The following is a 26,887-nucleotide window of genomic DNA, read 5'->3' as shown; positions in this document are numbered from 1 at the left end:
AACGCTCGCGCCACCCCACGAGGCCCCGACCCCACGGTCGGGGCCTCGTCGTGCGCTCGGCGGTCGCTCGGCCGGATCCCCCATCACCGGGTGCACCGCCTTGTTGTGCATCTTGCGTGTGGCGTCTAACATTTTGGCATCTCAACGATCGGCAGTCCGACTGCCACGACAGGAAGATCACTCCCATGAAGACCACACTCAAGCGCGCCGGCGCGGTCGGGCTCGCCGCAGCCACGATCGTCACGGGGCTCAGCTTCGGCACGGAGGCCGCCATGGCCGCCCCCGCCGCCCCTGACGGCCCCGCCGCCACTGCCGTCACGGACGAGACCAGCTCCACCACTGCCGCGCCCGCCGAGCTCAGGGGACCGTTCATCACCTACCACCCCGGTGACGCGAAGCGCTACGCCGTGAGCACGGGGGTCCCCGCACGGAACCTGCTCTGGACGGACGCCGCCAAGACGCCCGACCCCGCGATCTGGACCTTCCCCAGGGTCGGCTCGTCAGGCCCGGTGCGAGGGACCGGCGCGGCATCGAACGTGTGCCTGCAGATCGGTGCGGATCCGAGCGAGACGCCCATCCAGCCCCAGACCTGCAGTGGCGGCGCCAACCAGACGTTCTCCTGGTGGCGCGCGAACGGGGGCTTGACGATCGCGCCCCTCGTCACCCCTCGGACGTGGATGCTGGAGAGCCCGAACGGCACGTACGTCACGTGGAGGAACTCGTCGCAGGCGACTCTCATCGACACCACGTTGCTCAAGGCGATCTTCACGGGCGGTGTCGACTCGGTCGACGTCTCGGCGCGGACCGCACAGATCTCCGGCAACGCCGCACCCGGCGCCTACGTCGTCATCAACGGCCGCGAGCAGGTCCAGGCCTCGAGCACCGGCGCGTGGTCGTACACGCTGACCGGTCTCGCGTTGGGGTCGAACACCGTGACCCTCGAGCAGTACGAGAACAGCGTGAAGACCGGGACGACGACGGTGCAGGTCAACCTGCCCGTCGCGACCTTGACCGCGACCGCGTCCTTCCCGGCCGACCGTGCCCAGAACGCCGTGCTCAGCGGTGCCGCCCAGCCCGGCGCGACCGTCGTCGTCACCGACGCCGCGGGCACCGAGCTCGCCCGCACCACGGCCCTGACCGGCTCCGGCGCGTGGTCGACCAGCATCCCCGCCCCGAAGGCCGGCGGCGACTACCCCGTGCGGGTCCGTCAGGAAGTCGGCGGAGACGTCGCCGGCCAGGTCTCCGCCACCGTGCCCTACGGCGCCGCCGTCACCATCACGACCCCCGTGGAGGGCCTCGCCCACGACGGCGGCCGCCTCCCGATGGACGGTCGCGGCGAGTCCGGCGCCGCCATCACCGTCCGCGAGCAGGGCACGCAGAACGTCATCGGCACCGCCACCGTCATCGCGAACGGCACCTGGCACCTGACCACGACCACGCAGCTGGACAACAAGCGTCACGTGCTCGAGGTGACCCAGGCCGGCAAGGGCGCCAACACCACCGTCGCCACCGTGACCATCAACCCCGACGGCACCGGCGTCACACAGCCCTTCGCCTTCACGAGCCCGTCGAACGGCGAGACGGTCATCGCGCCGAAGTACGAGGTGACCTTCACCGGTCGCGGCACCACCGGCGCCGTGGTCGAGATCATGAACGCGTTCAACAGCCGCGTCATCGGCACCGCCACGATCGGCGAGGACGGCACCTGGTCCACCACCGGCTCCGTCGGCTCCGGCAACCAGAAGATCCGCGCCAAGGTCGACCTCAACGGCACGATCGAGAACAACTACATCGACATCGTCGTCCGCAAGAACGCCGGCGTCGAGCAGCCCTTCGCCCTCGTCAGCCCCACCAACGGCCAGACGATCATCGCGCCGACGAACAAGGTCACCTTCACCGGACGCGGCACCACCGGCGACACCGTCCAGATCGTGAACACCTACAACGCCCGCGTCATCGACACCGCGACCGTCGGCGACACCGGCACCTGGTCGGCCAGCGGCTCCGTCGGGTTCGGCACGCAGAACCTCAACGCCGTCGTGACCCACCAGGGCGCCGTCACGGACAACCCCTTCACCGTCATCGTGAAGAAGACCGCCGGCGTCGAGAAGCCCTTCGCCATCACCGCGCCGGCGAACGGCGCCACGGTCGTCGCACCCGACGGCCAGGTCACCTTCACCGGCACGGGCACCACCGGCGCCCGCGTGGTCCTCACGGCCGGCAGCGGCCGCCGTGTCGTCGACACCCTCGTCGGCGCCGACGGCACCTGGAGCGGCACGAGCTACCTGACCGCCCAGCGGTACGACCTCGCCACCAGCTACACCGTGCCCGGCGGCACCCCGGTGACCGGCACCACCACCGTCGTCGTGCAGAACAGCGCCGGCGTGGAGAAGCCCTTCGCCATCACGACCCCCGCCGACGGCTCGACGGTCACCGCCCCGGACTACCGCGTGACCTTCAGCGGCACCGGCACCACCGGAGCCACCGTCGAGATGAAGGCCGGCAACGGCCGCCAGGTCATCAAGACCACCGTCCGCGACGACGGCACCTGGACCGCCACCGGCGACCTCAACCACCAGCGCTACACCCTCGACGTCACCTACACCCCCAAGGACGGCGACCCCGTCACCACCACCCACACCGTCACCGTCGCGCCCGGCGCGTGACCCGCGTCACCGCCACGCCCGGCACCCGGACGTAGCACCCGCACCACCCCGGCGGGGGCTGGCTCCACCAGCCCCCGCCTCCTCAGAACACCGACACGAGAGACCCCGATCATGAAGAAGCTCTTGCTCCCCCTCGCCGGCATCGCCCTCGTCGCCGCCCTCGCCGGCTGCACGAACGCCGCCGACGACGCGACGGCGACGAAGTCCCCCTCCGCGTCGTCGTCCGCCGCCGCACCCACCGACGGCGCCACCGCCGACGGCGACGCCGCGGCCGCCGACAGCACCGAGGCTCCGCCCACGGGCACCTGCACCGACGGCCAGGCCCTCATCACCGGCAACGAGGTCGAGGACGGCAAGGCGACACTGCCCGACGGCTGCGAGAACGTCTACGTCCTCGTCGACGACACCACCATCGAGATCGGGCCCACCACGAAGCTCGCCTTCGAGGGCATCGGCAACACCGTCACCTACACCGGCGACGCCCCCGAGATCCTCGGCGGCGAGAACAACACCGTCACCGCCGGCTGACCCCACGCCACGCACCGCCCCACGAGGCCCCGACCACACGGTCGGGGCCTCGCCCGTCTCCCGACCACGCCGCCGCCCGGCTGACGGCTCGGGCGCCGCGGAGGCCCGGCGGCGCATCATGGGGGCATGATCAGCGTCGACCTCGCCCGCCGCCTGCACGACGCCGGCCTGCGCTGGCGGCCGGCACCGGGCGACCGATTCGTCATCGACACCCCCGCCTTCGCCGACGACGTGTTCACGCTCAGCGACATGACGATCGAGGCCCACGACCACCCGACGGGCACCGTGCTCGGCTTCAACGGCACGACGGAGTGGGCCCTCGACTCGGTCGCGGCCGACGACTCGCTCTGGCTGCCTCGGGAGGACCAGCTGCGCCTCCTGCTGGCCGGGTCGTTCCGGTCGCTGAGTCGGCAGGGAGACGAGCACGAGGTGCTGGTCGTCGTCGGCGGCGCCGAGGAGCGCTTCGCGGCCCCCGAGGCGGAGGACGCGTACGCCCTCGCCCTGCTGCACTACGTCGACAGCTCGCTGCGGCTCGACGAGGCCGAGCCGACCCTGACGCTCGACGACGCCTGAGCCGGGGACGGGCCGGCGGGCCCGCCGGCGCGGGCAGGTCCGGTCAGCGGCGCACGGACCGCGTCACCGTGAACTTCGCGGTGCGGGACACCTGGGTCGTGGGGCCCACGACGCGGGACAGCTCGGGGCGGTAGCCGAGCGACGAGTTCCACACGCACCACAGCTCGCCGCCCGGCCGCAGCACGCGGGCCGCGGCCTCGAACAGCTTGTGCGCGATGGCGGTGTGCACCGTCGCCCCGACGTGGAACGGCGGGTTGAGCAGCACCACGTCGACCGACCCCGCCGGCAGCGACGCCGCCGCGTCGTCGCGGACGACGTCGACCCGGTCGGCCACGCCGTTCGCCTCGGCGGTGAGGCGGGCCGACGCGACGGCGGCGGCGGACTGGTCGGTGGCGACGACGTGCGCCCCCGGCCGCGCGAGGGCGAACGACACCGCGAGCACGCCCGTGCCGCAGCCGAGGTCGACGACCTCGCGGGCCTCGGGCGCGACCCCGCCGAGCTCGGCCAGCAGGGCCCGGGTGCCGATGTCGATCGTCGAGCCGGCGAACGCCGCACCGTGCGCGGCGACGACCAGGTCGCCGTGGCGCGACGTGCGAGGCCAGGAGGCGCCGCCTCCTCGACGGGGACCGCGCGCGGTCAGCACCCGCGACTTCTGGCGCGCCAGCCCCGCCGACACCGCGTCGAAGCGGCGGGCGAGCACGTCGTTCATGGCGCGGGTCATGTGCTTGACGCGGCCGCCCGCCAGCACGACGACGTCGGGGTGGGCGTGCTCGGCGACGAGCTCGGCGATCTCGTCGAGGGCGTCGAGCCCGCGCGGCAGCTGCAGCAGCACGAGACGGGCGCCGGCGACCAGCGCGGGCTCGAGGTCGTGCCCGGCCCAGCGGGCGGCGGGCACGAGGCGCGCGGCGTTGGCGGCGAGGGCGAGCTCGCCGGCCAGGGAGTCCTGGTGCACGCGCACGACGGGGTCGGCGGCGGCGGCCGCGCCGCCGGACGCCCGCACCAGCTCGGCGGCGCCGAGGGTCAGCGCGCCGTGCCGGTCGCCGACCACGACGACGTCGCCGGGGTGGCCGGTCAGCACGTCGGCCGCGACCTCGGCCGCGGTGTCGAGCAGGAGGCGGTCGGTCGCGTCGTGCGCCACGAGCTCGGGGGCCTCGATGTCGGGCCACCGGCGGAGCTGCGCGAAGTCGATCACCTGCCCACGCTAGCGCCCGGCGGGCACCACGCCGGCGGCCTCCGGCGGAGCAGCCACCGCGCGCAGCCGCCCCCGGCCGCCGGCGGAGCGGGCACCGGCGCCCCTGCGCGGCGGCCCGGGCCTCAGCGCAGCGGCCGCCAGACGACGACCGACGTCTGCCGCGACGGGCGCGTGCCGTGCCGCAGCGGCACGACCCCGCTCTCGCCCGCGGCGAAGACGCGCGACCCGGGGCGGTTGACCATCTCGTCGGCCAGCGCCCGCTCGAGCTCGCGCACCCGCGACTGCAGCGCCGTGACCTGGTTCTCGAGCTCGAGGATGCGCTTGACCCCCTCGAGCGAGACCCCCTCGCCGCCGAGCCGCGCGATCTCGCGCAGCTGCACCACGTCGCGCATCGAGTACCGGCGCGACTTGCCCGCCGTGCGCTGCGGCACGACGAGGCCGAGCCGGTCGTACTGCCGCAGCGTCTGGGCGTGCATGCCCGCGAGCTCGGCGGCCGTCGCGATCGCGAAGAGCGGCGAGTTCTCGTCCATCGGGGTCACGCCTGCGCGCGGGCCCGCACGATGAGGTCGTCGCGGGGGTTCTCGGCCGGGAGCGCCGCGGCCAGGGCCTCGACCGCCTCCTTGGCCTTGTCGCTGAGGTGCGACGGCACGGCCACCTGCACGGTGGCGAGCAGGTCGCCGGTGCCCGACTTCGTCGCGACGCCGCGGCCCTTGACCCGCAGCACGCGACCGGACGGGGTGCCGGGCGCGACGCGCAGCCGCACGGGCTCGCCGCCGAGCGTGGGCACCTCGATCGTCGCGCCGAGAGCGGCCTCGGCGAAGGTGACGGGCACGTCGAGCCGGAGGTTCTGGCCGTCGAGCTCGAAGACGGGGTGCTTGCGCACGGCGATGGTCAGCACCATGTCGCCGGCGTCGCCGCCGTCGGGGCTGGGCTCGCCCTTGCCGCGCAGCCGGATCTTCTGGCCGTCGTGCACGCCCGCGGGGATGCGGACCTTCATCGGGCGGCCGTTCGCGCCCTGCAGCGAGATGGTCTCGCCGACGACGGCGGTCTGGAAGTCGAGCGTCGTCGTGGCCGTCATGTCGCGGCCCTTCTGCGGGCCGCCGAAGCCGCGGTAGCCGCCGCTCGTCTGGCCGAAGCCGCCGCCGCCGAACATGCCGCCGAAGATGTCGTCGAAGCCGCCGCCGCCCTGCTGGCGGTACTGCGTGCGGCCGCCGCCGGGCTGGCCGCCGCCGCCGAACATGCCGCCGAAGACGTCCTCGAAGCCGCCTGCGCCGCCGCCGGGGCCGCCGCTGCCCGCCGTGAAGCGCGCGCCCGAGCCCATGGCCCGGATCTGGTCGTACTCGCGGCGCTGCTCGGGGTCGGAGAGCACCGAGTGCGCCTCGCTGACCTCCTTGAACTTCGCCTCGGAGGCGGCGTCGCCCGGGTTCGAGTCGGGGTGGTACTTGCGGGCGAGCTTGCGGTAGACCTTCTTCAGCTCGGCCGGCGTGACGTCCTTGGAGACACCGAGGATCGCGTAGAAGTCCTTGTCGAACCAGTCCTGGCTTGCCATGCGGCACCTCCTCTCTTTCTTCTGGGCCGCCGCCCTGACGGGGGCGGACCGGGGAACGGGGGAGGCGGTGGGCCCCTTCTCGAGGAGCCCACCGCCCGTCGCGACTCGCGTCGCGGATGCCGCTACTGCGGCGTGTGCACCGCGACCTTGGCGGCGCGGATGACCCGCTCGCCGATCTTGTAGCCCGGCTCGATCACGTCGGCCACGGTGTTGACCGTGACGTCGGCGCTCGGCAGCTGGACCAGGGCGTCGTGCATGGTGGGGTCGAAGACCTCGCCCTTCTCGCCGACCTGCACGAGCCCGAACTTGTCGAGCCCGCCGCGGATCTTCTGCGCGACGATCACCATCGGGCCCTCGGTCAGGTCGCCGTGCTGCTCGGCCCGGGCCAGGTCGTCGAGGGCGGGGAGCAGCGACCGGACGACCTCGGCGACCACGGCCTCGCGGTTCGCCTCGCGGTCGCGCTCGACGCGCCTCCGGAAGTTGACCAGCTCGGCCTGCGCCCGGAGCATGTCCTGGCGCATGTCGGCCACGAGGTCGCGGCTGGCCTCGTCGAGGATGGCCTCGTCGTCGGCGCTCAGCGACTCGGCGCCCTCGGCCTCGGCGGCCATCTCGGCCGCGGCGGCGGCCGCGCCCTCCGGCGCCTCGGCGCCCGCGGGCACCTCGACGTCGGGGGCCTCGGCGTCGACGAGCTCGTCGGGGTCGGTCACCGCGGCCGTGCCGCCGTCCTCGGACGGAGCGGCCGGCTCGGCACGCAGCTCGCCCGTCTCGGGGTCGATGCGGCGCTTGTCGTTCACCACGGGCTCGTCAGGCGTGCCGTCTCTCTCGTCTGCCATGAGGTGTCCCTACTTCTTGTCGTTGTCGTCGTCGTCCACGACCTCGGCGTCGACGATGTCCTCGTCGTCGCCCTGGGCCTGGCCGTCGGCGGGGGCGCCGTCGGCACCGGCCGCGCCCGCGGCGCCGGCCTGGTCGGCCTGGCCCTGCGAGTAGATGGCCTGGCCGAGCTTCGACTGGCTCTCGTTGAGCTTGTCGAAGGCGGGCTTGATCGCGGCCTCGTCGTCGCCGGCGAGGGCCGTCTTGAGCGCGTCGACGTCGGCCTGGACCTCGGACTTGACGTCGTCGGGCAGCTTGTCGTCGTTCTCCTTGATCAGCTTCTCGATCGAGTAGACGAGCTGCTCGGCGTTGTTGCGGACCTCGTTGGCCTCGCGACGCGCCTTGTCCTCGGCCGCGTGCTCCTCGGCCTCGCGGACCATGCGGTCGATGTCGTCCTTCGAGAGCGACGAGCCGCCCGAGATGACCATCGACTGCTCCTTGCCGGTGCCCTTGTCCTTCGCGGACACGTGCACGATGCCGTTGGCGTCGATGTCGAAGGTGACCTCGATCTGCGGGACGCCGCGGGGGGCCGGGGCGATGCCGGTGAGCTCGAAGGTGCCGAGGTTCTTGTTGTCGCGGGTGAACTCGCGCTCGCCCTGGAACACCTGGATGGCGACGGACGGCTGGTTGTCGTCGGCCGTCGTGAAGGTCTCGCTGCGCTTGGTCGGGATGGCCGTGTTGCGCTCGATGAGCTTGGTCATCGCGCCGCCCTTGGTCTCGATGCCGAGGCTCAGGGGGGTGACGTCGATGAGCAGGACGTCCTTGCGCTCGCCCTTCAGCACGCCGGCCTGCAGGGCGGCGCCGACGGCCACGACCTCGTCGGGGTTGACGCCCTTGTTGGGCTCCTGGCCGCCGGTCAGCGACTTGACGACCTCGGTGACGGCGGGCATGCGGGTGGAGCCGCCGACGAGCACGACGTGCGCGATGTCGGAGACCGCGACCCCCGCCTCCTTGATGACGTCGTTGAAGGGCTTCTTGGTGCGGTCGAGCAGGTCGGAGGTCCACTGCTCGAACTGCGAGCGCGAGATGGTCTCGTCGAGGTTGAGCGGGCCGTCGGCGGTGAGCGTCAGGTAGGGCAGCTGGATGCTGGTGGAGGTGCTCGACGAGAGCTCCTTCTTGGCCTGCTCGGCCGCCTCCTTCAGGCGCTGCTTCGCGATCTTGTCGGTCGAGAGGTCGACGCCGTTCTGGCTCTTGAACTTCTCGATGAGGTGCTCGACGATGCGGTTGTCCCAGTCGTCGCCGCCGAGGCGGTTGTCGCCGGAGGTGCTGCGGACCTGGATCGTCGAGAAGTCGTCGTCCTTGCCCACCTCGAGCAGGCTGACGTCGAACGTGCCGCCGCCGAGGTCGAAGACGAGGATGAGCTCGTCCTCCTTGCCCTTGTCGAGGCCGTAGGCGAGGGCCGCCGCGGTGGGCTCGTTGATGATGCGGAGCACGTTGAGGCCCGCGATCTCGCCGGCCTCCTTCGTGGCCTGGCGCTCGGAGTCGTTGAAGTACGCGGGCACGGTGATGACCGCGTCGGTGACGTCCTCGCCGAGGTACTGCTCGGCGTCGCGCTTCAGCTTGCCGAGGATGCGGGCGCTGATCTCTTGCGGGGTGTACTTCTTGTCGTCGATCTCGACCTTCCAGTCGGTGCCGACGTGGCGCTTGACGCTCGCGATGGTGCGGTCGACGTTGGTGACGGCCTGGCGCTTCGCGGTCTCGCCGACCAGCACCTCGCCGTCCTTCGTGAAGGCGACGACCGACGGGGTCGTGCGCAGGCCCTCGGCGTTCGCGATGACGGTGGGCTCGCCGCCCTCGAGGACGCTGACGACCGAGTTGGTGGTTCCGAGGTCGATTCCTACTGCACGTGCCATGTGTGGCGCTCCTTCGATTCTGGTGCTGCGTTCGATGCGGTGCCCGGCGGACCGGGAAGACTGCCGCGGACCTTGAGTCCGCTGGCATCAACTTTACTCACGCTCGACCCGGAGTCAAGCTGTGAACCTGAAAGTTGAGCCAGAGCGACTCAAGGAGGCGCGGTGCGGCCTGAGGAGGCGCGGTGCAGTCTGAGGAGGCGCGGTGCAGCCCGGCAGGGCGGGCGTGCCCCCAGAGAGGGGCGCCGCCTCCTCGCCGTCACCCGCGACCACTAGGTTGACCCCCATGACCGCAGCGCAGACGCTCGCCGACGCCGCCCCGATCCCGCGCCGCCGGGTCGTCTCGTGGGCCCTGTGGGACTGGGGCTCGGCCGCGTTCAACGCCGTGGTCACCTCGTTCGTCTTCAGCACCTACCTCGCGAGCGGGGCCTTCGTCGACCCCGCCGTCGTCGACGCGTCCGGCGAGACCAGGGCGCTGGCCGACAACGCCACCGTGATCTCGACCGCGCTGACGATCGCCGGCGTGCTCATCGCCCTGCTCGCGCCGGCGCTCGGCCAGCGCAGCGACGGCTCGGGACGACGCAAGCTCTGGCTCGCCGTCAACACCGGGCTGGTCGTCGTCGCGATGCTCGCCATGGTGTTCGTCGCGCCGGCCCCCGGCTACCTCGTCTTCGGCGCCGCCCTGCTCGCCGTCGGCAACCTCTTCTTCGAGTTCGCGAGCGTCAACTACAACGCGATGCTCGTGCAGGTCTCGACCCCGCGCACCATCGGCAAGGTGTCCGGCTTCGGCTGGGGCCTCGGCTACGTCGGCGGCATCGTGCTGTTGCTGCTGTTGCTCGTGGCCTTCCTGCAGAGCTTCGGCGTCGAGGGGCGCGGCGGGCTGCTCGGCGTCGCGACGGGCGCCGAGGGCGGCTCGTGGGACGTCCGGCTGTCCATCGTCGTCTCCGCCGTGTGGTTCGCCGTCTTCGCGGTGCCGGTGCTGCTCAGCGTGCCCGAGCTGCCCGCCGCGCCGGGACGACCCCGGGTCGGGCTGCTGGGCTCGTACCGCCTCCTCGGCTCGACGATCGCGAAGCTGTGGCGCACCAACCGGCAGGTGCTGCTGTTCCTGCTCGCCAGCGCGGTGTTCCGCGACGGGCTGGCCGCGGTCTTCACCTTCGGCGCGATCATCGCGGCGCAGGTGTTCGGCTTCACGCCGAGCATGGTGATCTACTTCGCCGTCGGGGCGAACCTCGTCGCCGGCATCGGCACCTTCGTCGGGGGCTGGCTCGACGACAAGGTCGGCGCCAAGACGATCATCGTGGGCGCGCTGGCCGGGCTGGTCGTCGCAGCATTCGCGGTGCTCGCCATCGGCACCGCGACGAACCTGTTCTGGGTCTTCGGCCTGGCCCTCGCCCTGTTCGTCGGGCCGATCCAGTCGGCCAGCCGCTCGTTCCTGGCCCGGGTGACGCCGCCCGGACGCGAGGGCGAGATCTTCGGGCTGTACGCGACCACGGGCCGCGCCGTGAGCTTCCTCGCGCCGGGGCTCTTCACGCTGTTCGTGAGCGCGACGGGCGACACCCGGTTCGGCATCGTCGGCATCGCGCTCGTGCTGCTCGCCGGGCTGGTGCTCATGCTCCCCGTCAAGGCCGTGCAGCGCGCCATCGACTGACCCCTCCCTCGTTCAGGAACATGCGTCCTGATCCGCGCTGCGGTGGGACCGTGGATCCTGAACGGTGCACGGATCAGGAACGGCGACCACCGGGTTCCTGGATCACGGACGGGTCAGCGCCCGGCGCGGCCGGCACGCCCGGAGCGCCCCGCACGCCCGCACGCCCGCACGCCCGCACGCCCCGCACGCCCGGCACGCCCGGCACGACGACGGCGCCGCCCGTCCCGGAGGACGAGCGGCGCCGTGTGCAGCAGGGCCCGCGGTGCGGACCAGCCGCCTAGCGGTCAGCCCGGACGGCGGCCCGGCGACGCAGTCGCCCGGCCGTGACCACCGTGCCCGCACCGACAACCAGGAGGAGCGCCGCGGCCACCAGGGGCACGGTCGGCTCGGAGCCGGTGTAGGCGAGCGCTCCGGCCGGGGCCGCGGCGACCGGCACGAGGCCGGAGCCCGCGGGCACCGCCACGGGAGCGGTGCCGGGCACCGTGCCGCCCGGCACCGTGACGGGCGGCTCGACCGGCGCCACGACGGCGACGACGCTGAACGGCACCGGCTCGGTGGCGGCCGACGTCGTGCCGTCGGTGAGGAGCTGCACCGCGGTCACGACGAAGTCGCCCTCGGGGACGCCCGTGAACGGCACGGAGAACGTGCCGGTCGAGTCGGTCTGCACCGTCGCGAGCGCGAAGCCGACCTCGGCGTCGTACGGGACCGGCTCGGCGTCCACGTCGAGTGCGCGCGCCTGGGCCGAGCGGGGCTCGCCGAGCTCGTCGAGCCCGGCGGCCTGGGCGGCCTCGCCCAGCAGCACGGTCACGAGCGCACCCGGCTGGGCGACGCCGGTCACCGTGACGGTGCCGGGCTGGACGACCTGCCCGGCGACGGGAGCGTCGATGCGCGGACCGGCCACCGCCTCCTCGACCAGCAGGGTCAGCTCGAACTCGCTGCCGGCGTCGCCGGTGAGCACGAGCGTGCTCACGCCCGCGGGAACGAGCGGGCTCAGCACGGCCACGTCCGCGATGCGGCCGTCGGCGTCCGCGACGGACTCGCCCTCGAGGGGCAGCCCGTCGGGGCCGGTGACCGTCACGGTCTCGTCGGGCGCGAAGTTCGCGCCGAGCACGCGGAACGGCCGCCCGGCCTGCACGGTGCCGTCGGCGACGGCCGCGATCGGGCCGACGGCGGGGACGACGTCCTCGGTGACCGCGGCGAACGCGTTGACGAGGCCCGCGCCGAAGTAGCGCGTGCCCGTCAGCTCGCCCGCGCCGGCGACCGGCGTGGCCTGGGCCTTGAGCAGCGCCTGCAGCTCGGCCGGCGAGGCGCCGGGGTGGGTCGCGGCGAGCAGCGCGGCGACGCCGGCGACGTGCGGCGAGGCCATCGACGTGCCGCTCTTCAGGCCGTACCCGCCGGGGACGGTGCTGAGGATCGACGAACCGGGGGCGGCGACGTCGACGACGCCCTCGCCGTAGTTCGAGAACGACGACTTCACGAGCGAGCCGTCGGCCTGCTGCTCGAGCGACGCGACCGTGACCACGCCGTCGATCTCGGTGGGGATGTCGGCGCACCCCGTCGAGACGTCCCGGTCGACCTTCACCGTGTCGTTCGGGCTGGAGGCGCTGCGCGTCTTGTTCGCCAGGTCGTAGTCGGAGTTGCCGGCGGCGGCCACGTTGAGCACGCCCTCCTGCTCCGAGTACTCGACGGCGCGCGTGACGGACTCGAGGGCCGGGGCCTGGTCGGCCTCGGTCGTGCACCAGAACTCCCACGGGTCGACGTAGTAGCTGTTGTTGGTCACGTCGAAGCCCTGGTCGGCGGCCCACATGAAGCCGCAGAGGGCGTACTCGGGGTAGATGAAGCCGCCGTCGTTGACGACCTTGACGCTGGCGAGCGTGGCGCCCGGCGCGACGCCGACGATGCCGACGCCGTTGTCGGAGGCCGCGATGGTGCCCGCGACGTGCGTGCCGTGGTCGCTCGTGGTGGGCACCCAGGCGGCCTGGTCGCGGTCCGGCTGGCCGTTCACGGCGCAGCCCACGGACGAGGAGGCGTCGATCCGGTCGACGAGGTCGGGGTGCGCCACGTCGATGCCGCTGTCGAGCACGCCCACGACGACGCCGTCGCCGGTCTCGACCTCGTGGGCCTCGGGGGCTCCGATGGCCGCCATGTCCCACTGGTCGCCCTCGAGCGGGTCGACGGGGGCGGCCTGCGCGTCGAGCGGCTGCTCGATGGACTGCGTGCCGGAGCCCTCGCCGGAGTCGGAACCGGTCGCGCCGGCGGCCGACCGGTCGACGGCGGCGGGCGCCTCGGCGGGGAGCGCGACCTCGGGGCCGACGACCGCGGCCGTGCGGGTCGGCCCGGCCGACTCGACGCCGGGCGTCTCGCGCATCGTGGCGAGGAACTCGCCGTCCCGCGACTGCGCCGTGACGACGCCGATCTCGGGGTAGGCGGACAGCACGACGCCGCCGGCAGCCTCGACGGCCGTGCGCACGGAGTCGACGGCGGCGTCGTCGCGCACGACGGTGTTGACCACGTAGTTCATGACGACGCCGTCGGCCACGCGGGCGGACGCCGCCGGCAGCTCGGCCGAGACGGCGTCGGACTGGTCGGCGGCGTCGGCGACGGGCTCGGCGGCGACCGGCGCCTCCTCGGCTCCGGGCTCGCCGGCGGCCGGCGCGGGCGCCTCCGCGGAACCGGGCGCCGCGACGTCGGGCGCCGAGGCGTCGGCTCCGGCGGCGTCCGCGGCCGGGGCGGTCTCGGCCGTGGCCGCGTCGCCCGCAGCGGCGTCCGCCGGGGCGGTCTCGACGGGAGCGTCGGCGACCGGCGTCGCGCTCGCGTCGGCCGTCGTCGGCACCTCGGTCGCGACCCCGTCGCCGTCGGCGGCGAAGGCGGCGGTGGGAGCGAGCACGAGGGCGCTCGCGAGGGCGAGGGCGGTCGCGTAGCGCGCTCCCCGGCGGCGGGTGGGTGTGATCACGGGGTGACTCCTGATGTCGGGCGCACGGCGACGGGCGCGAGCCACGAGGACGTGGTCGCCCGACCCCCTGGTCGAGCGGCCCTCGGGACCGGTCTCCCCCAGAGTAGGGGGCGCGAGTCCGCGACGGGTGTCGAGTGCGCATCCCGACCCGGGCCGCAGGCCGGGCGGCGTCAGACGCCGGGCACCAGCACGCCCTTCGACCGCAGCAGCTCGCCGAGCGCGGGCGACAGCACCGCCGCGAAGGCGCCCGAGAAGTGCACGTGGTCGATCTTCATCGGCACGGTGCCGACGAACGACGGGCAGACGCCCCGGAAGCAGACGAGGTCGCCCACGTCGACGATCGTCATCGGTCGAGCCTCGGCGTCCTTGCCGAGCTCGAAGAGCACGGCCCCGTGGCGCGCGCTGACCCGGCTCACGCAGTCGGCAGGCGTGCCCCCGGGCCGGTAGCACGTCTGCAGGTCGCCGCCGGGCGGGGGCGAGGTGAGGAACACGAGCTGCCCGACGGAGTCGTCGACCTGGGCCAGCAGCCGCTCGAGGCCGGACGCGAAGTCGGCGGGCGTCACGACCGCCCCCGTGGCCGCGTCGTCGAACGCGTCGAAGGTGTCGGTCACGATGAGGGCGTCGGGCTGCACCGTCTGGATCTCGTCGATGGTCCTGCTGATGTGCTCGGCGCACTGGTCGGCGACCGCGTTCGTCGTGCGCAGGTCGAGGAACGGGCAGCCGAAGCGTGCCCGCGCGATCAGCCGCCACCCGCTGTCGGGCTGCTCGACGAGGTCGACGAGCGCGTCGAGCTCGTGCACCCCGGTCGAGTCGCCCACGAGCACCGCCGTGTGCGGGGCCGTCGGCGAGCCGAAGGTGCAGGCCGCCGACCACGCCGCGGCGTTCGTCAGGGAGCCGCAGGCGAGCGAGTCGCCGCCGGGGATCTCGTGCCCCGGGTCGGGGTCGAGGGCCGGCCAGCTCGTGGCGGCGAGCGCCGACTGCACCTGCGCCTGCAGGGCCTGCACGGCGGGACCCGCCGCCGTGACCTCGGCCTGGTCGGGCGAGGCCGCGGCGTCCTCCGTGCCGGCGGCGCCGACGTCGGCACCGTCCGCCGCGAACACGGGCGGCGCCGTGGGGGGCTGCCGTTCGTGCACCACGAGCGGCGCCAGGACGACGGACACCATGAGCAGCGCACCGAGGGACGCGTTGCGCAGCGTCGTCGAGCGCTCGGCCGCCCAGTGCGCCCAGGCGTGCACCCGCCGCTGCCGCGTTCCGTGGCCGAACAGCGCCGGGGCCTGCATCAGCGGCACCTCGACGAGGTGGTGCGCGACCACGGAGCAGCCGAGCGCCAGCGGGTACGTCAGCCAGGCGGCGCCGGGCTCGACGGCCTGCACGACGACCAGCACCGGGAAGTGCCAGAGGTACAGCGAGTAGCTGATCGCGCCGACGTACCGGCTGACCGGGTTGGTGAGCACCACGGGCGGCCTCGAGGTGCCGGCCTCGCCCGCGACGATCACGAGGGCCGTCGCGAGGACGGGCAGCAGCGCCCAGGGGCCGGGGAACGCGCTCGTCTCGTCGACGACCCAGAACGAGGCCACGACCAGCGCGACCCCGGCCCACGCCGCCACGGTGCCCACGCCCGCCGGCACGCGTCGCCACCACGAGGCGGTCAGGGCGACGAGACCCCCGACGGCGAGTTCCCACGCGCGGCTGAGGGTCGAGAAGTAGGCCGTCGTCGGGCTGTCGGCCGTCTCGTGCAGCGACCACGCGAACGACGCGACCGCGATGACGCCGAGCACGACGGTGAGCGCGGTCGCGCCCCGGGCACCGGCCGACCGACGTCCGGCCAGCCAGAGCACCGCGATCACGAGCACCGGCCACAGCAGGTAGAACTGCTCCTCGACGGCGAGCGACCACAGGTGCTGCAACGGCGACGGGGGCGCGGTCGAGCCGAAGTAGTCGGTGCCGACGGCGGCGAAGCGCCAGTTGGCGGCGAGGACGGCCGACCAGGCGGTGTCGACGAGGGTCGTCGCCAGCCGGCGCTCGGGCAGCAGCCGCCAGACGGCGAACAGCGTGATGCCGACGACGACGACCAGGGACGGCAGGAGGCGCCGGGCGCGACGCCGCCAGAACCCCGCCATCGAGATGCGACCGTTCCGCGCGTGCTCCCGCAGCAGGAGGCCCGTGATCAGGTAGCCCGACAGCACGAAGAACACGTCGACGCCGACGAAGCCGCCGCCCGGGACGCCCGACACGTGGTCGACCACGACCGCCGTGACGGCGAGCGCGCGCAGGCCCTGGACGTCGGCCCGGAAGCGCATCGGCGAAGCCCGGACGGCAGCGGCCGGCGCGGGTGCGGCAGCACCACGGGCAGGCACGACGGCGGGGGCGGGGGCGGCAGTGACGGCAGCAGGCGAGTCAGGCACGGTGACGGGACCTCGGTCTCGGTGGTCGGGAGAGGCGGGGACGGGAGGAACAAGACGATCGCGGATGCAGCATGGTATGTCAGATGCGGGATGCTGGCAAAGGCCCTAGGTCGGACACGACGCCTGCCGCCGGTGCACGGGCCGATGCGTCCGCCCGACCCGGCCCAGATGACGACGTGTGTCGCCCCGCCCGCTCGACCCGCCCCGCAGCCCGTAGGGTCGACGGCCACGGACCCACGAGGGGCCCGGCACAGGAGGCGCGCACCGGCCATGACGAGCGACGGCACCATCTCGAACCTGCTCGACGAGACCAGGCGGTTCCCGCCTCCTCGTGTCCTCGCCGACCACGCGAACGTGACGAGCGCCGAGCACGAGCGTGCCGCCGCCGACCCCGTCGCCTTCTGGGAGGAGCAGGCCCGGCGCCTCGACTGGGAGACCCCGTGGCACACGGCGCACACGTGGGAGCCGGTCCGCGAGCTCGCCGACGGCAGCCTCACGGTGCCCGAGGCGACCTGGTTCGCGGGCGGCCGCCTCAACGTCGCCGTCAACTGCGTCGACCGGCACGTCGCGGCGGGCCGGGGCGACAAGGTGGCGCTGCACGTCGAGGGCGAGCCCGGCGACCGGCGCGACGTCACCTACGCGCAGCTGCAGCGAGAGGTCGTCAAGGCGGCCAACGGACTGCGCAGCCTCGGCGTCGGGAAGGGCGACCGGGTGGTCGTCTACCTGCCCGTCATCGCCGAGACGATCGTCGTGACGCTCGCGATCGCGCGCCTCGGGGCGATCCACTCGCTCGTCTTCGGCGGGTTCTCGGGCGAGGCCCTCAAGTTCCGCGTCGAGGACACGGGCGCGAAGCTGCTCGTCACCACCGACGGGCAGTTCCGCCGCGGCGCCGCGGTGCCGGTCAAGGCGAACGCCGACCACGCGGTGAGCGGCGAGAACCAGGTCGAGCACGTGCTCGTCGTGCGGCGCACCGGCGACCTCACCCCCGACGTGCCGTGGACGGAGGGCCGCGACCTCTGGTGGCACGACGTCGTCGACCCGCAGCCCGACACCGACGAGCCCGAGGCGTTCGACGCCGAGACGCCGCTGTTCATCATGTACACGAGCGGCACCACCGGGAAGCCGAAGGGCCTCGTGCACACGAGCGGCGGCTACCTCACGGCCGCGAGCTGGACGCACTGGGCGGTGTTCGACGCGAAGCCGGACGACGTGCACTGGTGCACCGCCGACCTCGCCTGGGTCACGGCGCACACCTACGAGATCTACGGGCCGCTGTCGAACGGCCTGACGCAGGTGATCTACGAGGGCACGCCCGACACCCCGCACCCGGCCCGGCACCTCGAGGTCATCGAGCGCTACGGCGTGACCACGTACTACACGGCCCCCACGCTGGTGCGCACGCTGGCGTCGTGGTTCCCCGACGGGCTGCCGACCGACCACGACCTCAGCTCGCTGCGCCTGCTCGGCAGCGTCGGCGAGGCGATCAACCCGGAGGCGTGGGTCTGGTTCCGCGAGCAGCTCGGCCGGGGCGAGCTGCCGATCGTCGACACGTGGTGGCAGTCCGAGACGGGCGCGGCCGTCATGGCCCCGCTGCCCGGGGCCGACGTGCTCAAGCCCGGGTCGTCGCTGCGCGCGCTGCCCGGGGTGTCGACCGCGGTCGTCGACGAGCACGGCGAGCGCGTGCCCAACGGGTCGGGCGGCTACCTCGTCGTGCAGCGGACGCCCCCGTCGCTGGCCCGCACCGTCTGGGGCGACCCCGAGCGCTACCGCGACAGCTACTGGACGAAGTACCGGCACCAGGGCTGGTTCTTCTCGGGCGACGGCGCCAAGTACGACGACGACGGCGACATCTGGCTGCTCGGCCGCGTCGACGACGTCATCAACGTGTCGGGCCACCGGCTCTCGACGATCGAGATCGAGTCGTCGCTCGTCGCGCACCCCCTCGTCGCCGAGGCGGCCGTGGTGGGCGTCTCGGACGACCGCACCGGCCAGGCGATCGCCGCCTTCGTCGTCCCCGCGAGCAGACCGGCAGGAGGCGCGGTGCGCGACGCCGGCGACGCCTCCGAACCGCAGGTGTGGGCCCCGCTCTCGGGGTCGCTGTCGCCCGCGCTGCGGGCCCACGTCGCCGACCAGATCGGCCCCGTGGCCCGGCCCGCGACGGTGCTCGTCGTGCCCGACCTGCCGAAGACGCGCTCGGGCAAGATCATGCGGCGGCTGCTCGGCGACATCTCGGACGGGCGTGAGCTCGGCGACACGACCAGCCTGCAGGACGCCACGGTGCCGGGGCGGATCGCGGCCGTCCTCGCGGAGGTGCGGGGCGCCTCCTAGGCACTGCCTGCCCCGGCCGGCCCCCGGCCCCTCCCCTCTTCCCCCTCCTCGCCCCCTCGAGCGGTCGGAAGAGGCTCCTCCCGCCCCCTCGGAGGACACCTCCTGACCACTCGACATCGACGACCACCCCCGTGGCGGGAATCGTGCGCCCGGGTGCTCGGTTGACCCCGCTGGCCCGACGAGGTGCCGACCCGTTCCCTGACCACGAAAGCCGGTGCTCCATGTCGATCTCCGAGTCCACTGCCCCCTCCACCGTCCGCACCGCCGAGACGAGCGTGCCGATCGTCGACCTGCTCGACGAGCGCTGGAGCCCCCGCTCCTTCGACCCGACCGCGACGATCAGCGACCGCCAGCTCGACGCGCTGCTCGAGGCCGCCCGTTGGGCGCCGTCGGCGCAGAACCACCAGGCCCGCCGGTTCGTCGTGGCCCGCCGCGGCAGCGAGTCGTTCGACACGATCGTCGGCGCCCTGCTCAGCTTCAACGCCATGTGGGCCGGCAACGCCTCGGCGCTCGTCATCGCCATCGCCGAGACCTCGACGGTCGAGGGCGACGAGCGCCCCACCGCCGAGTACGACCTCGGCCAGGCCGTCGCCCACCTCAGCGTGCAGGCGCACGCCGAGGGCTTCCACACGCACCAGATGGCCGGGGTCGAGTGGGACAAGATCGTCGCGGCGTTCGGCCTGACCGACAACCTCAAGCCGGTCACGATCACCGCGGTGGGCGTCGTCGACACCGCCGACAAGCTGATCGAGGCCCTGGCCGAGCGCGAGACCGCGCCGCGCACCCGCCTGCCCCTCACCGAGCTGGTCCTCCACCGCGACTAGCCCCCTCCGTCGCCGCCTCGAGAGGCCGCAGATCGATCTTCCCCGCACCGCGGGGGTCGGTCCGCGGCCTCTCGTGCGTCCGGGGCGGGGTCATTCCCTGGGGTGAGAGCCGAGGAGGCGCGGGTCATCCGCGAGGACCGCACCCGCGACACCGCGGGCGGACGACCGGTGCGCGGCCGGTCCGTAGCGTCGATGGCGAGCCGACGACCTCTGCTCGCCGCACCGAAGGAGACCCTCGTGACCGACGACCGCACCCCCGCCGACGGCGACCCCGCCGACCGCACCCCGGCCGACCAGCGCGCCGGCGACGAGCCCGGCGCTGCCCAGCCCGGCGCCGGAGCCGGCGACGCACAGCCCGCCGCCGGAGCCGGAGGCGGTGCCCACGGCGACGCCGCCGAGGCAGCCGACGCGGCCGCCACCGAGGCACCGGGCACCGAGACGCCCGCCGCATCCGCCGCACCTGCCGGCGCACCCGCCTCGCCCGCCTCGACCCCCATGACCCCCTCCCCCGCGCAGGCGACAGCCGCCGCGCCGACCGGCCCCGCCGCACCGACCCGCCCCGGGCACCCCGCCCCGGCCCTCGGCGGCCCCGGCGGCTGGGCGATCGCGGCGCTCGTCGTCGGCGTCGCCGCGTTCCTCCTCGGCCTCGTGCCCGGGGTCGGCCTGGTCGCCGCCCTCGTCGGCGTCGCCCTCGGCGTCGTCGCGCTCGTGCGCCGCCGGGCCCGGTCCGGCCTGGGGCTCGGCGTCACCGGCCTCGTCCTCTCGGGCCTGGCGGCGGCGACCAACGTCGCCGTCGTCGCCGTGCTCGTCGTGGCGACCCCGATCGCGGCTCGTCTCGTCGACGAGGCGGCGAGCACCTGGTACGACCGCGGGCAGCCGGCCTCCGTCGACGACGCCGACACGGACGCCCTCGGCGACGTCGCGACCTCGTGCTGGACGTTCCGGCTGCCCGCCGACACGTGGGCGGTCGGCCAGGACTCCGACGACGTCACCTGCCGCGCCTCGCTCGAGGTCGACGACGGGTCGCCGTCCTGGATCGACGTCGTGACCGTCCCCGCCGCGACCGCCGCCACGCTGGTCCCCGCCGCCGGCAACGACCCGGTCGCCGCCGTCGAGGCCCTCCGCACCAGCTGGCTGCCCGCCGTCGGCACCGTCGTCGGCGGCCCCGAGCAGGTCGAGCTCGACGGCCGCCCCGCCGCGCTCGTCCGCCTCGCGACCGGCACCGACCTGAGCGCCCCCGCCGCGGTCGTCGTGGCCTGGTCGCCCGCCGACGCGAGCGGCGCCTCCGCCCTGACGCTCGTGACGGTCTCCCAGGACGGCGACGGCTACGAGGTCGACGGCGACACGGGCACCGACACCGGCTGGGGCGACGACGCGGCCTGGGCCGCCGACGTCGCCGCCTCCCGCGCCGCCGCGACCGAGCGCGTTGTCGACAGCCTGCTCACGACCTGGGACTGGACCGACCGCTGACCGGGCCGACCCGCCCGCGGCACCCGCGCCTCCTCGGCCCCCTGCTGGCCAAGGAGGCGCGGGTGCGGTTGGCTGGACCCATGTCGATCTCCTCCACGGCCGCGAAGGCCGACCTGCTCCGCTCGCTGCACGTGCCCGGCGACCCGCTCGTGGTCACCAACGTGTGGGACAGCATCACCGCCCGCGTCGTCGCCGGCGCCCCGGGCGTGAAGGCTCTGGCCACCGCCTCGCACTCGATCAGCGAGGCCCACGGCGTCGAGGACGGCGAGGGGCTCGACGTCGACCAGATGCTCGACGCGGTGCGCCTCGTCATCCGCTCGGTCGATCTGCCCGTCTCCGTCGACTTCGAGAAGGCCTACGCCACCGACGCCGCCGGCACGCTCGACAACGTCTGGCGCCTCATCGAGGAGGGCGCCGCCGGCCTCAACCTCGAGGACAGCGTCGGCCAGTCGAAGGCCGAGCTCTACGACGTCGACACGCAGGTGTCGAAGATCGCGGCGGCCCGCCAGGCCGGCGACCGCGCCGGCGTGCCGATCGTCATCAACGCCCGCGTCGACGCGCTGGCCGGCGACCCCGACCTGTTCGACGACGCCGTCCGCCGCGCCAACGCGTACCTCGACGCCGGCGCCGACTGCGCCTTCGTGCTCGGCCTCGGCACCGAAGACCTCGTGAAGCGCGCGCTCGACGAGATCCACGGCAAGGTGAGCGTCATCTCGGGCCCGGACTCGGTGCCGCTCGCCCGCCTCGCCGAGCTGGGCGTCTCGCGCGTCAGCTTCGGGCCGATGACGATGGGCCTCACGCTGTCGCACCTGCGCGACGCCGCCGAGCAGCTCACCGCTCGGGGCGAGTACCCGCGCGAGCTCGGCTTCAGCTTCTAGGCGCCGCCGGCGGCACGGCGCGCGCCGCCGCCGCCGCGCGTCCCCGGGCGAGTTCGTCGTCGTCGGGCCGTCACGACGGCCCGTGCTCGTCGGACTCGCCCGCAGTCGCCGCCGGCCCTGCCGTCAGGCAGGGCCGCACATGACGAAGGCCCCCGCGACACCGGTCGCGGGGGCCTTCGTCGTGCCCCGAGGAGGCGCGGCGTCAGTCCCTGCCCCGCCCGCGGTCGCGCTCGAGGTCGCCCGAGTCGGCGTCGGCGTGGTCGTCGCCCTCGCGGCCGTGGCCGGCCCGCTCCTCCTCGGCCTCCTGTCGGGCGATCGACTCGGCGGCCGCCTGGCGCAGGCGCATGCCGTCGAGCTCGTCCTGGGCGGCCTTGGCCTGCTTCTTGTCGCTCTGCGCGGTGTCGCGCGGCGGCAGCAGGATGTCCTTCTCGGCCTTCATGCCGGCCTGCAGCTCGCGGCCGCGCTCGATCTCGGCGTCGAACTCGGCGCCGAAGAGCAGCGCGAGGTTGGTGATCCAGAGCCACAGCAGGAACACGATGACGGCACCGAGCGAGCCGTACGTCTTGTTGTAGTTCGAGAAGTTCGCGACGTAGAAGCCGAAGCCGACGCTGGCGAGCCCCCAGATGAGGATGGCGAGCAGCGAGCCCATGCTCATCCAGCGGAACTTCGGCTGCTTCACGTTCGGAGCGAAGTAGAACAGCACGGCGACGACGACCACGACGATCAGCAGCAGCACGGGCCACTTGACGATGCCCCAGACGAAGACCGCGGTCGAGCCGAGGCCGATCAGGTCGCCGACGGTCTGGGCGACGTCGCCGCTCAGCACGAGGATGAGGCCGGCGATCACGATCAGCACGACGGTGAAGGCCGTGATGGCGAGCATCGTCGGGCGGAGCTTCCAGATGGGGCGCCCCTCGTCGATGTTGTAGACGCGGTTCATCGCCCGGCCGAAGCCGCCGACGTAGCCCGACGCCGACCAGAGGGCGCCGAGCACGCCGACGACGAACGCGACGCCGGCCGCGCGCGACTGCGTCAGCTCCTCGATCGGGCCGCGCAGGGTGTCGGCGATCGACGAGCTGCCGAGCTGTGTGAGCAGGTCGAGCATCGCCTTCGTCGTGGCCTCGGCCTGGCCGAAGATGCCGAGCAACGAGACGACGGCCAGCAGACCGGGGAAGATCGCGAGCACGGCGTAGTAGGTGAGCGACGCGGCCAGGTCGGTGCACTGGTCGGAGCCGAACTCGCGCAGGGTCTTCTTCAGCACGTAGCCCCACGACCGCTTGTGCAGGTCGTCGGGGCTGTCGGGCTTGCGCGCGTCGTCGGGGTCCGGTGCGGTCTGGTCACGCGCGGTGCTGCTCTGCGCCATGGTCGTGGTCTTCCTGTCCTGGGGTGCTGCGGGGCCGGCGGGTGGCGCCGGCCTGGGGTGCTGCGGGGCCGCAGGTGGTGGCGGCCCGAGGTGTCGGGGGCCGAGAGGCGGTGTCGGCCGAGGTGCTGAGGGCCGGGCGACGGGGGCGTGCCCCCGTCACCCGGCCCGGACCGTCAGCGGCGGGCGATCTTCACGACGCCCGCGACGACCGCGGCCACGCCGGCCACGCCGGCGGCCGCTGCGGCGACCACGGGAGCCGGGTCGTCGTCGAGGCGGCGCTTGACGCTCGCCTTGAGGCGCCGGGCGTGCGCCGGCACGCTCAGCTTGTCCTCGATGGCGTCGAGGGTCTCGCGGAACTGCTCGCGGGTGCGGGCGATGTCCAGCTCGATCTCGGGGATGCTCGCGCCCTCGCGGGGCCCGGGCTTCTGCTCGTTCTCGTCGCTCATCGCGTCGTCCCCTCGGTGGTGGTGCTCGGCGTGCTGGTGCCCTTGAGCGCGGCGACGTCGGCCTTCACGCTGTCGACGGCCTGCTTCGGCACGGGCGGCACGCCCTTCTTGAGCGCCTTGACGCCCAGCAGCGCGAGCACGCCGGTGATGACCAGCAGCACGGCCGCCACGATCAGGGCGGCCAGCCACGGCGCCACCACGGTGGCGAGCCCCAGCACCCCGGCGGTGATCAGCACGGCGAGCAGGAAGAAGCCGAAGAGTGCGGCGCCGACCAGGAATCCTGCGCCGACCCCCGCCTCCTTCAGCTTGGTGACGAGCTCGGTCTTCGCGAGCTGGATCTCGCCCCTGATGAGGCGAGAGATGAGCTCGGGCAGGCTGCCGAGCAGCGAGCCGAGCGACTTCTTGGTGCTCTGTTCCGGTGCCTTGAGGTCACTCACCGACGTTCACCCCGGGCAGCTTGGCGGCGCCCTCGCTGTCGGAGCTCGCGCCCGTGGTCGAGGCGTCGGAGCCCGAGCCCTTCTTGTCGGTGGCCTTCGAGGCGACCGACTTGGCCTTCGAGCCGGCGGCGGAGGCCGCGTCGCCCGCGGCGGACTGCAGCTTCTTGCCGACGGCGGGAGCGTTCTCCTTGACGAAGTCCTCCGCCTGGTGGACGGTCTTCTGCACCGACGGGTTCTCCCACAGGCTCTCGGCCTGCGACTTGATCTTGACGTAGGCACCGCGCCCGGCGCGTGCGCCCAGGACGTAGCCCACGGCTGCTCCGGCGACGAAGAGGATCTTGCCCTTCATGAGTGCTCCATTCAGTTCGAGGTCGAGCGGGCCCCAGCGGCCCTGATCGTCAACGCTGGCACGAACCCCGGCGCACAGGCCAGATTCCCAGGGCGGTCGACCGCCCAGGGGTACACCGCGCGCCGCTCAGGAGGGGCGACGATCTGCCTCGCTGTGGACGCCCGCCTGGTCGACGGCCGTGCCGAGCGGCGCGCCGGTCGAGACCGACCCGAGGGGAGCCGAGGAGGCGGTGCGCACGCCCCCGAGGCCGGCGAGGCTCCCGGCCCACGCGCGTCGTGCCCATCTGCGGGGCTCGAGCCGTCGGCCCCACGCGGCGAGCGCCTCCTCGACGAGGCGCAGCACGCACCAGCCGAAGAGGGCGACCAGCAGCGCGTTGCGCAGGCCGAGCACGACCACGGCGACGGGGTGGAGGTCGATCAGGGGCAGGTAGAGCACCGGGAACACGAGCGTCGTGAGCCCTGCGGCCCACGCCGTGATCGTCGCCGGCGTGCGGAACACGGCGGGGCTCGTCCACAGGCCGGCCGCCACGACGGGCGCGATCCACAGCACGTACTGGGGCGACCCGACCTTGTTGAACACGATCAGGGTGACGGTGAGCGTGAGGGCGCCGAGCAGCACCAGGCGCGGCTCGTGCGCGGCGCCGGCCGTCGCGACGACCCGCCCGTCGCGACCGGCCTGCGCCCGCCCGGCCTGCGCCCGCCCGGCCCGCGCCCGCCCGGCCGCCGCGACGGCGAGCAGGCCGACCAGCACGACCATGACGACGCCCATCGTCTGCGTGCTGCCGTGCACCGCCCACGAGTCGCCCGGACCCATGACCTCGCGGGTGGCGAGGCCGACGTTCTCGTAGACGGAGGCGCCCCGCACCCCCAGCATCGCCATCCACAGCCACGGGGTCGCCAGCGGGGCCTCGAGCTGCAGCGCCCGGTCGGACTGCATGGTGACGAAGCTGTCGACGTTCGACAGCCCGCCGCCGAGGGCGACCGCCCCGACGACGACGAGCGTCACCCACAGGCACGACCGCACGACGGCCCCGCGGCCCCGGCTCGCGACCACGGCCGCGGCGATCACCGCGGCCGGCCACACCTTGACCCACGTGGCCGCGGCGAGCAGCGCTCCGGCTACCCGCGGGCGGGTGCCGAGCAGCAGCAGGGCGGCGACGACGGCGGGCGCGCTGAACGCCTCGAGCCGCAGGAACGCGACCGGGCTGAGCAGGAACAGCGCGAGCAGCCACCACCACGCGGCGGGCGCGTCGACGGTGCGCCGGCCGCGGTCGGTGAGCAGCCAGAGCGACGCGGCGTTCGCGGCCGTCACGAGCACGAGCCAGACGAGCTGGTAGAGCGACTCGCCCAGCACGTTCGGCAGCACGACGGGCAGCAGGGCGCCCGCCGGGTAGACCCAGGCGAAGTCCATGACGGGCCAGCGGCCCTCGCTCAGGGCGCCGGTGGCCCAGGTGCGGTACAGGGGCAGGTCGCCCTCCGCGCCTCCTCGGAGCATCAGCGGCCCGAGGGCGACGAAGACGGCGGCGTGCAGGGCGGCGAAGGTCCACCAGATCGCGCGCGGCTGCCGGCGGAACAGGCGCCAGACGTCACGCAGGTGCCGCACGCCCCGCCCGGCGCGGGCGGCGAGCGGCCCGTGCGGCGAGCGCGACCGTCGGGGCAGCGGGGGCCGTGGAGTCGAGGAGGCGCTGGTCCGGTCGGTGGGCGAGCTCACCCCCCGGACGCTAGGGCGCGCACCTTTCGACGAGGTGAACGTCGGGCGTCCGGCGTCGACGCCGCCCCTCCCCTACCGTGCGGACGGCGAGGAGACGATCCGGTCGAGCCACTCGACGAGGAGGCGGCGCTCGGGGTCGCTGAGGTGCTCGAGCTCGGGGGCGACGGCACGGAACGCGACGGCCGCGGTCAGGTGACCGGACCCGGCCGTGGCGGGGGCGTCCGTGAGGATCTGCGCCAGGAGGCCCTCGAAGACGGCATCCGCCAGTCCGGGATCGCGCTCGGCGGGCGGAGTCGCGAGGATCGTCGTGATGACCCCGACGCCCGCCGACTGGATGAGCCCGATCGCCCGCGCCTCCGGGACCGCGAGGCGCCCGGCCGCGGCGACCCGACGGACACGAGCCGCGAGGACGTCCTTGCCCAGGCGAGCGGCGGGCGAGCCCGCGACGCGACGCGGGTCGCTGAGCAGGGCGAAGAGAGCCGGGTTCTCGAGACCGAACTCGATCTGACGACGCCACCCGTCGCCGAGCTCCTCCACGGGGTCGAGGTCCGCCTCGGCGGCGGCGGCCACCGTCGAGGCCTTGTGCGCGACGAACGACGACATGACGTGCTCGGCGACGGCCTCGAGCAGGCCGTCCTTGTCGCCGAACAGCCGGTAGATCGCGGGCGCCTGGACACCGGCGGCCTGGGCGACCCCTCGTGTCGTGACGGCGCCGGGCCCCTCCTCCCGGAGGAACCGGGCGGCGACCTCGACGATGCGCGTCCGGGTGTCGGCGGGCACTGGTTCGACGGTCACGAGATCAACGATAACGCCCCCTTGTCATCGCTGCGTTTCCAGCGATAGCATCC

The 26,887-nt window shown here is 73.9% G+C and carries 21 protein-coding genes; 8 read left to right on the top strand and 13 right to left on the bottom strand.

Annotation, left to right across the window (positions count from 1 at the left end; translation table 11 throughout):
- The first annotated feature begins 185 nt into the window (after window positions 1-185).
- The 3 genes from FHR78_RS11810 (at window position 186) to FHR78_RS11800 (ending at window position 3,767) form a co-directional block, all read left to right on the top strand.
- The gene (locus FHR78_RS11810) at window positions 186-2,666 is read left to right on the top strand and encodes an Ig-like domain-containing protein (protein ID WP_166760642.1); all 2,481 of its coding nucleotides are present in this window, start codon (window positions 186-188) and stop codon (window positions 2,664-2,666) included.
- Between the two features lie 111 nt (window positions 2,667-2,777).
- Window positions 2,778-3,194, top strand: coding sequence for a hypothetical protein (locus tag FHR78_RS11805; protein ID WP_166760641.1), 417 nt, complete (start codon window positions 2,778-2,780; stop codon window positions 3,192-3,194).
- Window positions 3,195-3,320: 126 nt separating this feature from the next.
- Window positions 3,321-3,767 carry a pilus assembly protein CpaE gene (locus FHR78_RS11800; RefSeq protein ID WP_166760640.1) on the top strand — a complete coding sequence of 149 codons (447 nt, stop codon included), beginning with the start codon at window positions 3,321-3,323 and terminating at the stop codon, window positions 3,765-3,767.
- Window positions 3,768-3,810: 43 nt separating this feature from the next.
- On the opposite strand, the gene FHR78_RS11795 is transcribed toward FHR78_RS11800, so the two are convergent.
- From FHR78_RS11795 to dnaK, 5 genes are all read right to left on the bottom strand, one after another.
- Window positions 3,811-4,959, bottom strand: coding sequence for a methyltransferase (locus tag FHR78_RS11795; protein WP_166760639.1), 1,149 nt, complete (start codon window positions 4,957-4,959; stop codon window positions 3,811-3,813).
- A gap of 122 nt (window positions 4,960-5,081) precedes the next feature.
- Window positions 5,082-5,489 carry a heat shock protein transcriptional repressor HspR gene (locus tag FHR78_RS11790; RefSeq protein ID WP_166760638.1) on the bottom strand — a complete coding sequence of 136 codons (408 nt, stop codon included), beginning with the start codon at window positions 5,487-5,489 and terminating at the stop codon, window positions 5,082-5,084.
- A 5-nt stretch (window positions 5,490-5,494) separates the two neighbouring features.
- Entirely contained in the window at window positions 5,495-6,508 is a 1,014-nt protein-coding gene (locus FHR78_RS11785; protein WP_166760637.1) for a DnaJ C-terminal domain-containing protein, read from the bottom strand.
- Window positions 6,509-6,630: 122 nt separating this feature from the next.
- Window positions 6,631-7,341, bottom strand: a complete 711-nt coding sequence (locus FHR78_RS15220; RefSeq protein WP_243862288.1) for a nucleotide exchange factor GrpE — start codon at window positions 7,339-7,341, stop codon at window positions 6,631-6,633.
- Window positions 7,342-7,350: 9 nt separating this feature from the next.
- Window positions 7,351-9,231, bottom strand: coding sequence for a molecular chaperone DnaK (gene dnaK / locus FHR78_RS11775; protein ID WP_166760636.1), 1,881 nt, complete (start codon window positions 9,229-9,231; stop codon window positions 7,351-7,353).
- A 283-nt stretch (window positions 9,232-9,514) separates the two neighbouring features.
- Between dnaK and FHR78_RS11770 the strand changes: the two genes are divergently transcribed.
- On the top strand, window positions 9,515-10,876 hold the full coding sequence (locus tag FHR78_RS11770; protein ID WP_166760635.1) for an MFS transporter: 1,362 nt from the start codon (window positions 9,515-9,517) through the stop codon (window positions 10,874-10,876).
- A 277-nt stretch (window positions 10,877-11,153) separates the two neighbouring features.
- Here FHR78_RS11770 and FHR78_RS11765 read toward each other — a convergent pair whose 3' ends face one another.
- Both FHR78_RS11765 and FHR78_RS11760 read right to left on the bottom strand, forming a co-directional pair.
- Entirely contained in the window at window positions 11,154-13,829 is a 2,676-nt protein-coding gene (locus FHR78_RS11765; protein ID WP_166760634.1) for a S8 family serine peptidase, read from the bottom strand.
- Window positions 13,830-13,999: 170 nt separating this feature from the next.
- Window positions 14,000-16,129 (bottom strand): acyltransferase family protein, encoded by a 2,130-nt coding sequence (locus FHR78_RS11760; RefSeq protein ID WP_166760633.1) that lies wholly within the window; start codon window positions 16,127-16,129, stop codon window positions 14,000-14,002.
- 375 nt (window positions 16,130-16,504) lie between these two features.
- Between FHR78_RS11760 and acs the strand changes: the two genes are divergently transcribed.
- From acs to FHR78_RS11740, 4 genes are all read left to right on the top strand, one after another.
- On the top strand, window positions 16,505-18,562 hold the full coding sequence (gene acs / locus FHR78_RS11755) for an acetate--CoA ligase (RefSeq protein ID WP_166760632.1): 2,058 nt from the start codon (window positions 16,505-16,507) through the stop codon (window positions 18,560-18,562).
- 221 nt (window positions 18,563-18,783) lie between these two features.
- Window positions 18,784-19,386, top strand: a complete 603-nt coding sequence (locus FHR78_RS11750; protein ID WP_166760631.1) for a nitroreductase family protein — start codon at window positions 18,784-18,786, stop codon at window positions 19,384-19,386.
- Between the two features lie 237 nt (window positions 19,387-19,623).
- Entirely contained in the window at window positions 19,624-20,856 is a 1,233-nt protein-coding gene (locus FHR78_RS11745; protein WP_166760630.1) for a DUF4190 domain-containing protein, read from the top strand.
- A gap of 80 nt (window positions 20,857-20,936) precedes the next feature.
- Window positions 20,937-21,734 carry an isocitrate lyase/PEP mutase family protein gene (locus FHR78_RS11740; protein ID WP_166760629.1) on the top strand — a complete coding sequence of 266 codons (798 nt, stop codon included), beginning with the start codon at window positions 20,937-20,939 and terminating at the stop codon, window positions 21,732-21,734.
- A gap of 202 nt (window positions 21,735-21,936) precedes the next feature.
- Here FHR78_RS11740 and FHR78_RS11735 read toward each other — a convergent pair whose 3' ends face one another.
- The 6 genes from FHR78_RS11735 to FHR78_RS11710 all read right to left on the bottom strand — a co-directional run bounded on the left by FHR78_RS11735 (window position 21,937) and on the right by FHR78_RS11710 (window position 26,834).
- Window positions 21,937-23,097 (bottom strand): YihY/virulence factor BrkB family protein, encoded by a 1,161-nt coding sequence (locus tag FHR78_RS11735; RefSeq protein WP_166760628.1) that lies wholly within the window; start codon window positions 23,095-23,097, stop codon window positions 21,937-21,939.
- Window positions 23,098-23,270: 173 nt separating this feature from the next.
- Entirely contained in the window at window positions 23,271-23,543 is a 273-nt protein-coding gene (locus tag FHR78_RS11730) for a DUF3618 domain-containing protein (RefSeq protein ID WP_166760627.1), read from the bottom strand.
- Window positions 23,540-23,980 (bottom strand): phage holin family protein, encoded by a 441-nt coding sequence (locus FHR78_RS11725; RefSeq protein WP_166760626.1) that lies wholly within the window; start codon window positions 23,978-23,980, stop codon window positions 23,540-23,542. The genes FHR78_RS11730 and FHR78_RS11725 overlap by 4 nt, the downstream gene beginning before the upstream one ends.
- Window positions 23,973-24,329: a YtxH domain-containing protein gene (locus tag FHR78_RS11720; protein ID WP_166760625.1), complete on the bottom strand. Its 357-nt coding sequence runs from the start codon at window positions 24,327-24,329 to the stop codon at window positions 23,973-23,975. The genes FHR78_RS11725 and FHR78_RS11720 overlap by 8 nt, the downstream gene beginning before the upstream one ends.
- A 126-nt stretch (window positions 24,330-24,455) precedes the next feature.
- Window positions 24,456-26,039, bottom strand: coding sequence for a glycosyltransferase 87 family protein (locus FHR78_RS11715; RefSeq protein ID WP_166760624.1), 1,584 nt, complete (start codon window positions 26,037-26,039; stop codon window positions 24,456-24,458).
- 72 nt (window positions 26,040-26,111) lie between these two features.
- Complete coding sequence (locus FHR78_RS11710) at window positions 26,112-26,834, bottom strand: TetR family transcriptional regulator (protein ID WP_166760623.1); 723 nt, start codon at window positions 26,832-26,834, stop codon at window positions 26,112-26,114.
- Between the last annotated feature and the right edge of the window lie 53 nt (window positions 26,835-26,887).

It is taken from the genome of Frigoribacterium faeni (genome assembly GCF_011761235.1).
GTDB classification, from domain to species: domain Bacteria; phylum Actinomycetota; class Actinomycetes; order Actinomycetales; family Microbacteriaceae; genus Frigoribacterium; species Frigoribacterium faeni_A.
The sequence above is the reverse complement of the archived record's forward strand: the minus strand, read 5'-3'. Positions and strand labels throughout refer to the sequence as shown.

Coding starts and splice junctions, on each gene's coding strand:
- FHR78_RS11810 (WP_166760642.1), top strand. CDS start 186: ATGAAGACCACACTCAAGCGCGCCGGCGCGGTCGGGCTCGCCGCAGCC.
- FHR78_RS11805 (WP_166760641.1), top strand. CDS start 2,778: ATGAAGAAGCTCTTGCTCCCCCTCGCCGGCATCGCCCTCGTCGCCGCC.
- FHR78_RS11800 (WP_166760640.1), top strand. CDS start 3,321: ATGATCAGCGTCGACCTCGCCCGCCGCCTGCACGACGCCGGCCTGCGC.
- FHR78_RS11790 (WP_166760638.1), bottom strand. CDS start 5,489: ATGGACGAGAACTCGCCGCTCTTCGCGATCGCGACGGCCGCCGAGCTC.
- FHR78_RS11785 (WP_166760637.1), bottom strand. CDS start 6,508: ATGGCAAGCCAGGACTGGTTCGACAAGGACTTCTACGCGATCCTCGGT.
- FHR78_RS15220 (WP_243862288.1), bottom strand. CDS start 7,341: ATGGCAGACGAGAGAGACGGCACGCCTGACGAGCCCGTGGTGAACGAC.
- dnaK (WP_166760636.1), bottom strand. CDS start 9,231: ATGGCACGTGCAGTAGGAATCGACCTCGGAACCACCAACTCGGTCGTC.
- FHR78_RS11770 (WP_166760635.1), top strand. CDS start 9,515: ATGACCGCAGCGCAGACGCTCGCCGACGCCGCCCCGATCCCGCGCCGC.
- FHR78_RS11760 (WP_166760633.1), bottom strand. CDS start 16,129: ATGCGCTTCCGGGCCGACGTCCAGGGCCTGCGCGCGCTCGCCGTCACG.
- acs (WP_166760632.1), top strand. CDS start 16,505: ATGACGAGCGACGGCACCATCTCGAACCTGCTCGACGAGACCAGGCGG.
- FHR78_RS11750 (WP_166760631.1), top strand. CDS start 18,784: ATGTCGATCTCCGAGTCCACTGCCCCCTCCACCGTCCGCACCGCCGAG.
- FHR78_RS11740 (WP_166760629.1), top strand. CDS start 20,937: ATGTCGATCTCCTCCACGGCCGCGAAGGCCGACCTGCTCCGCTCGCTG.
- FHR78_RS11735 (WP_166760628.1), bottom strand. CDS start 23,097: ATGGCGCAGAGCAGCACCGCGCGTGACCAGACCGCACCGGACCCCGAC.
- FHR78_RS11730 (WP_166760627.1), bottom strand. CDS start 23,543: ATGAGCGACGAGAACGAGCAGAAGCCCGGGCCCCGCGAGGGCGCGAGC.
- FHR78_RS11720 (WP_166760625.1), bottom strand. CDS start 24,329: ATGAAGGGCAAGATCCTCTTCGTCGCCGGAGCAGCCGTGGGCTACGTC.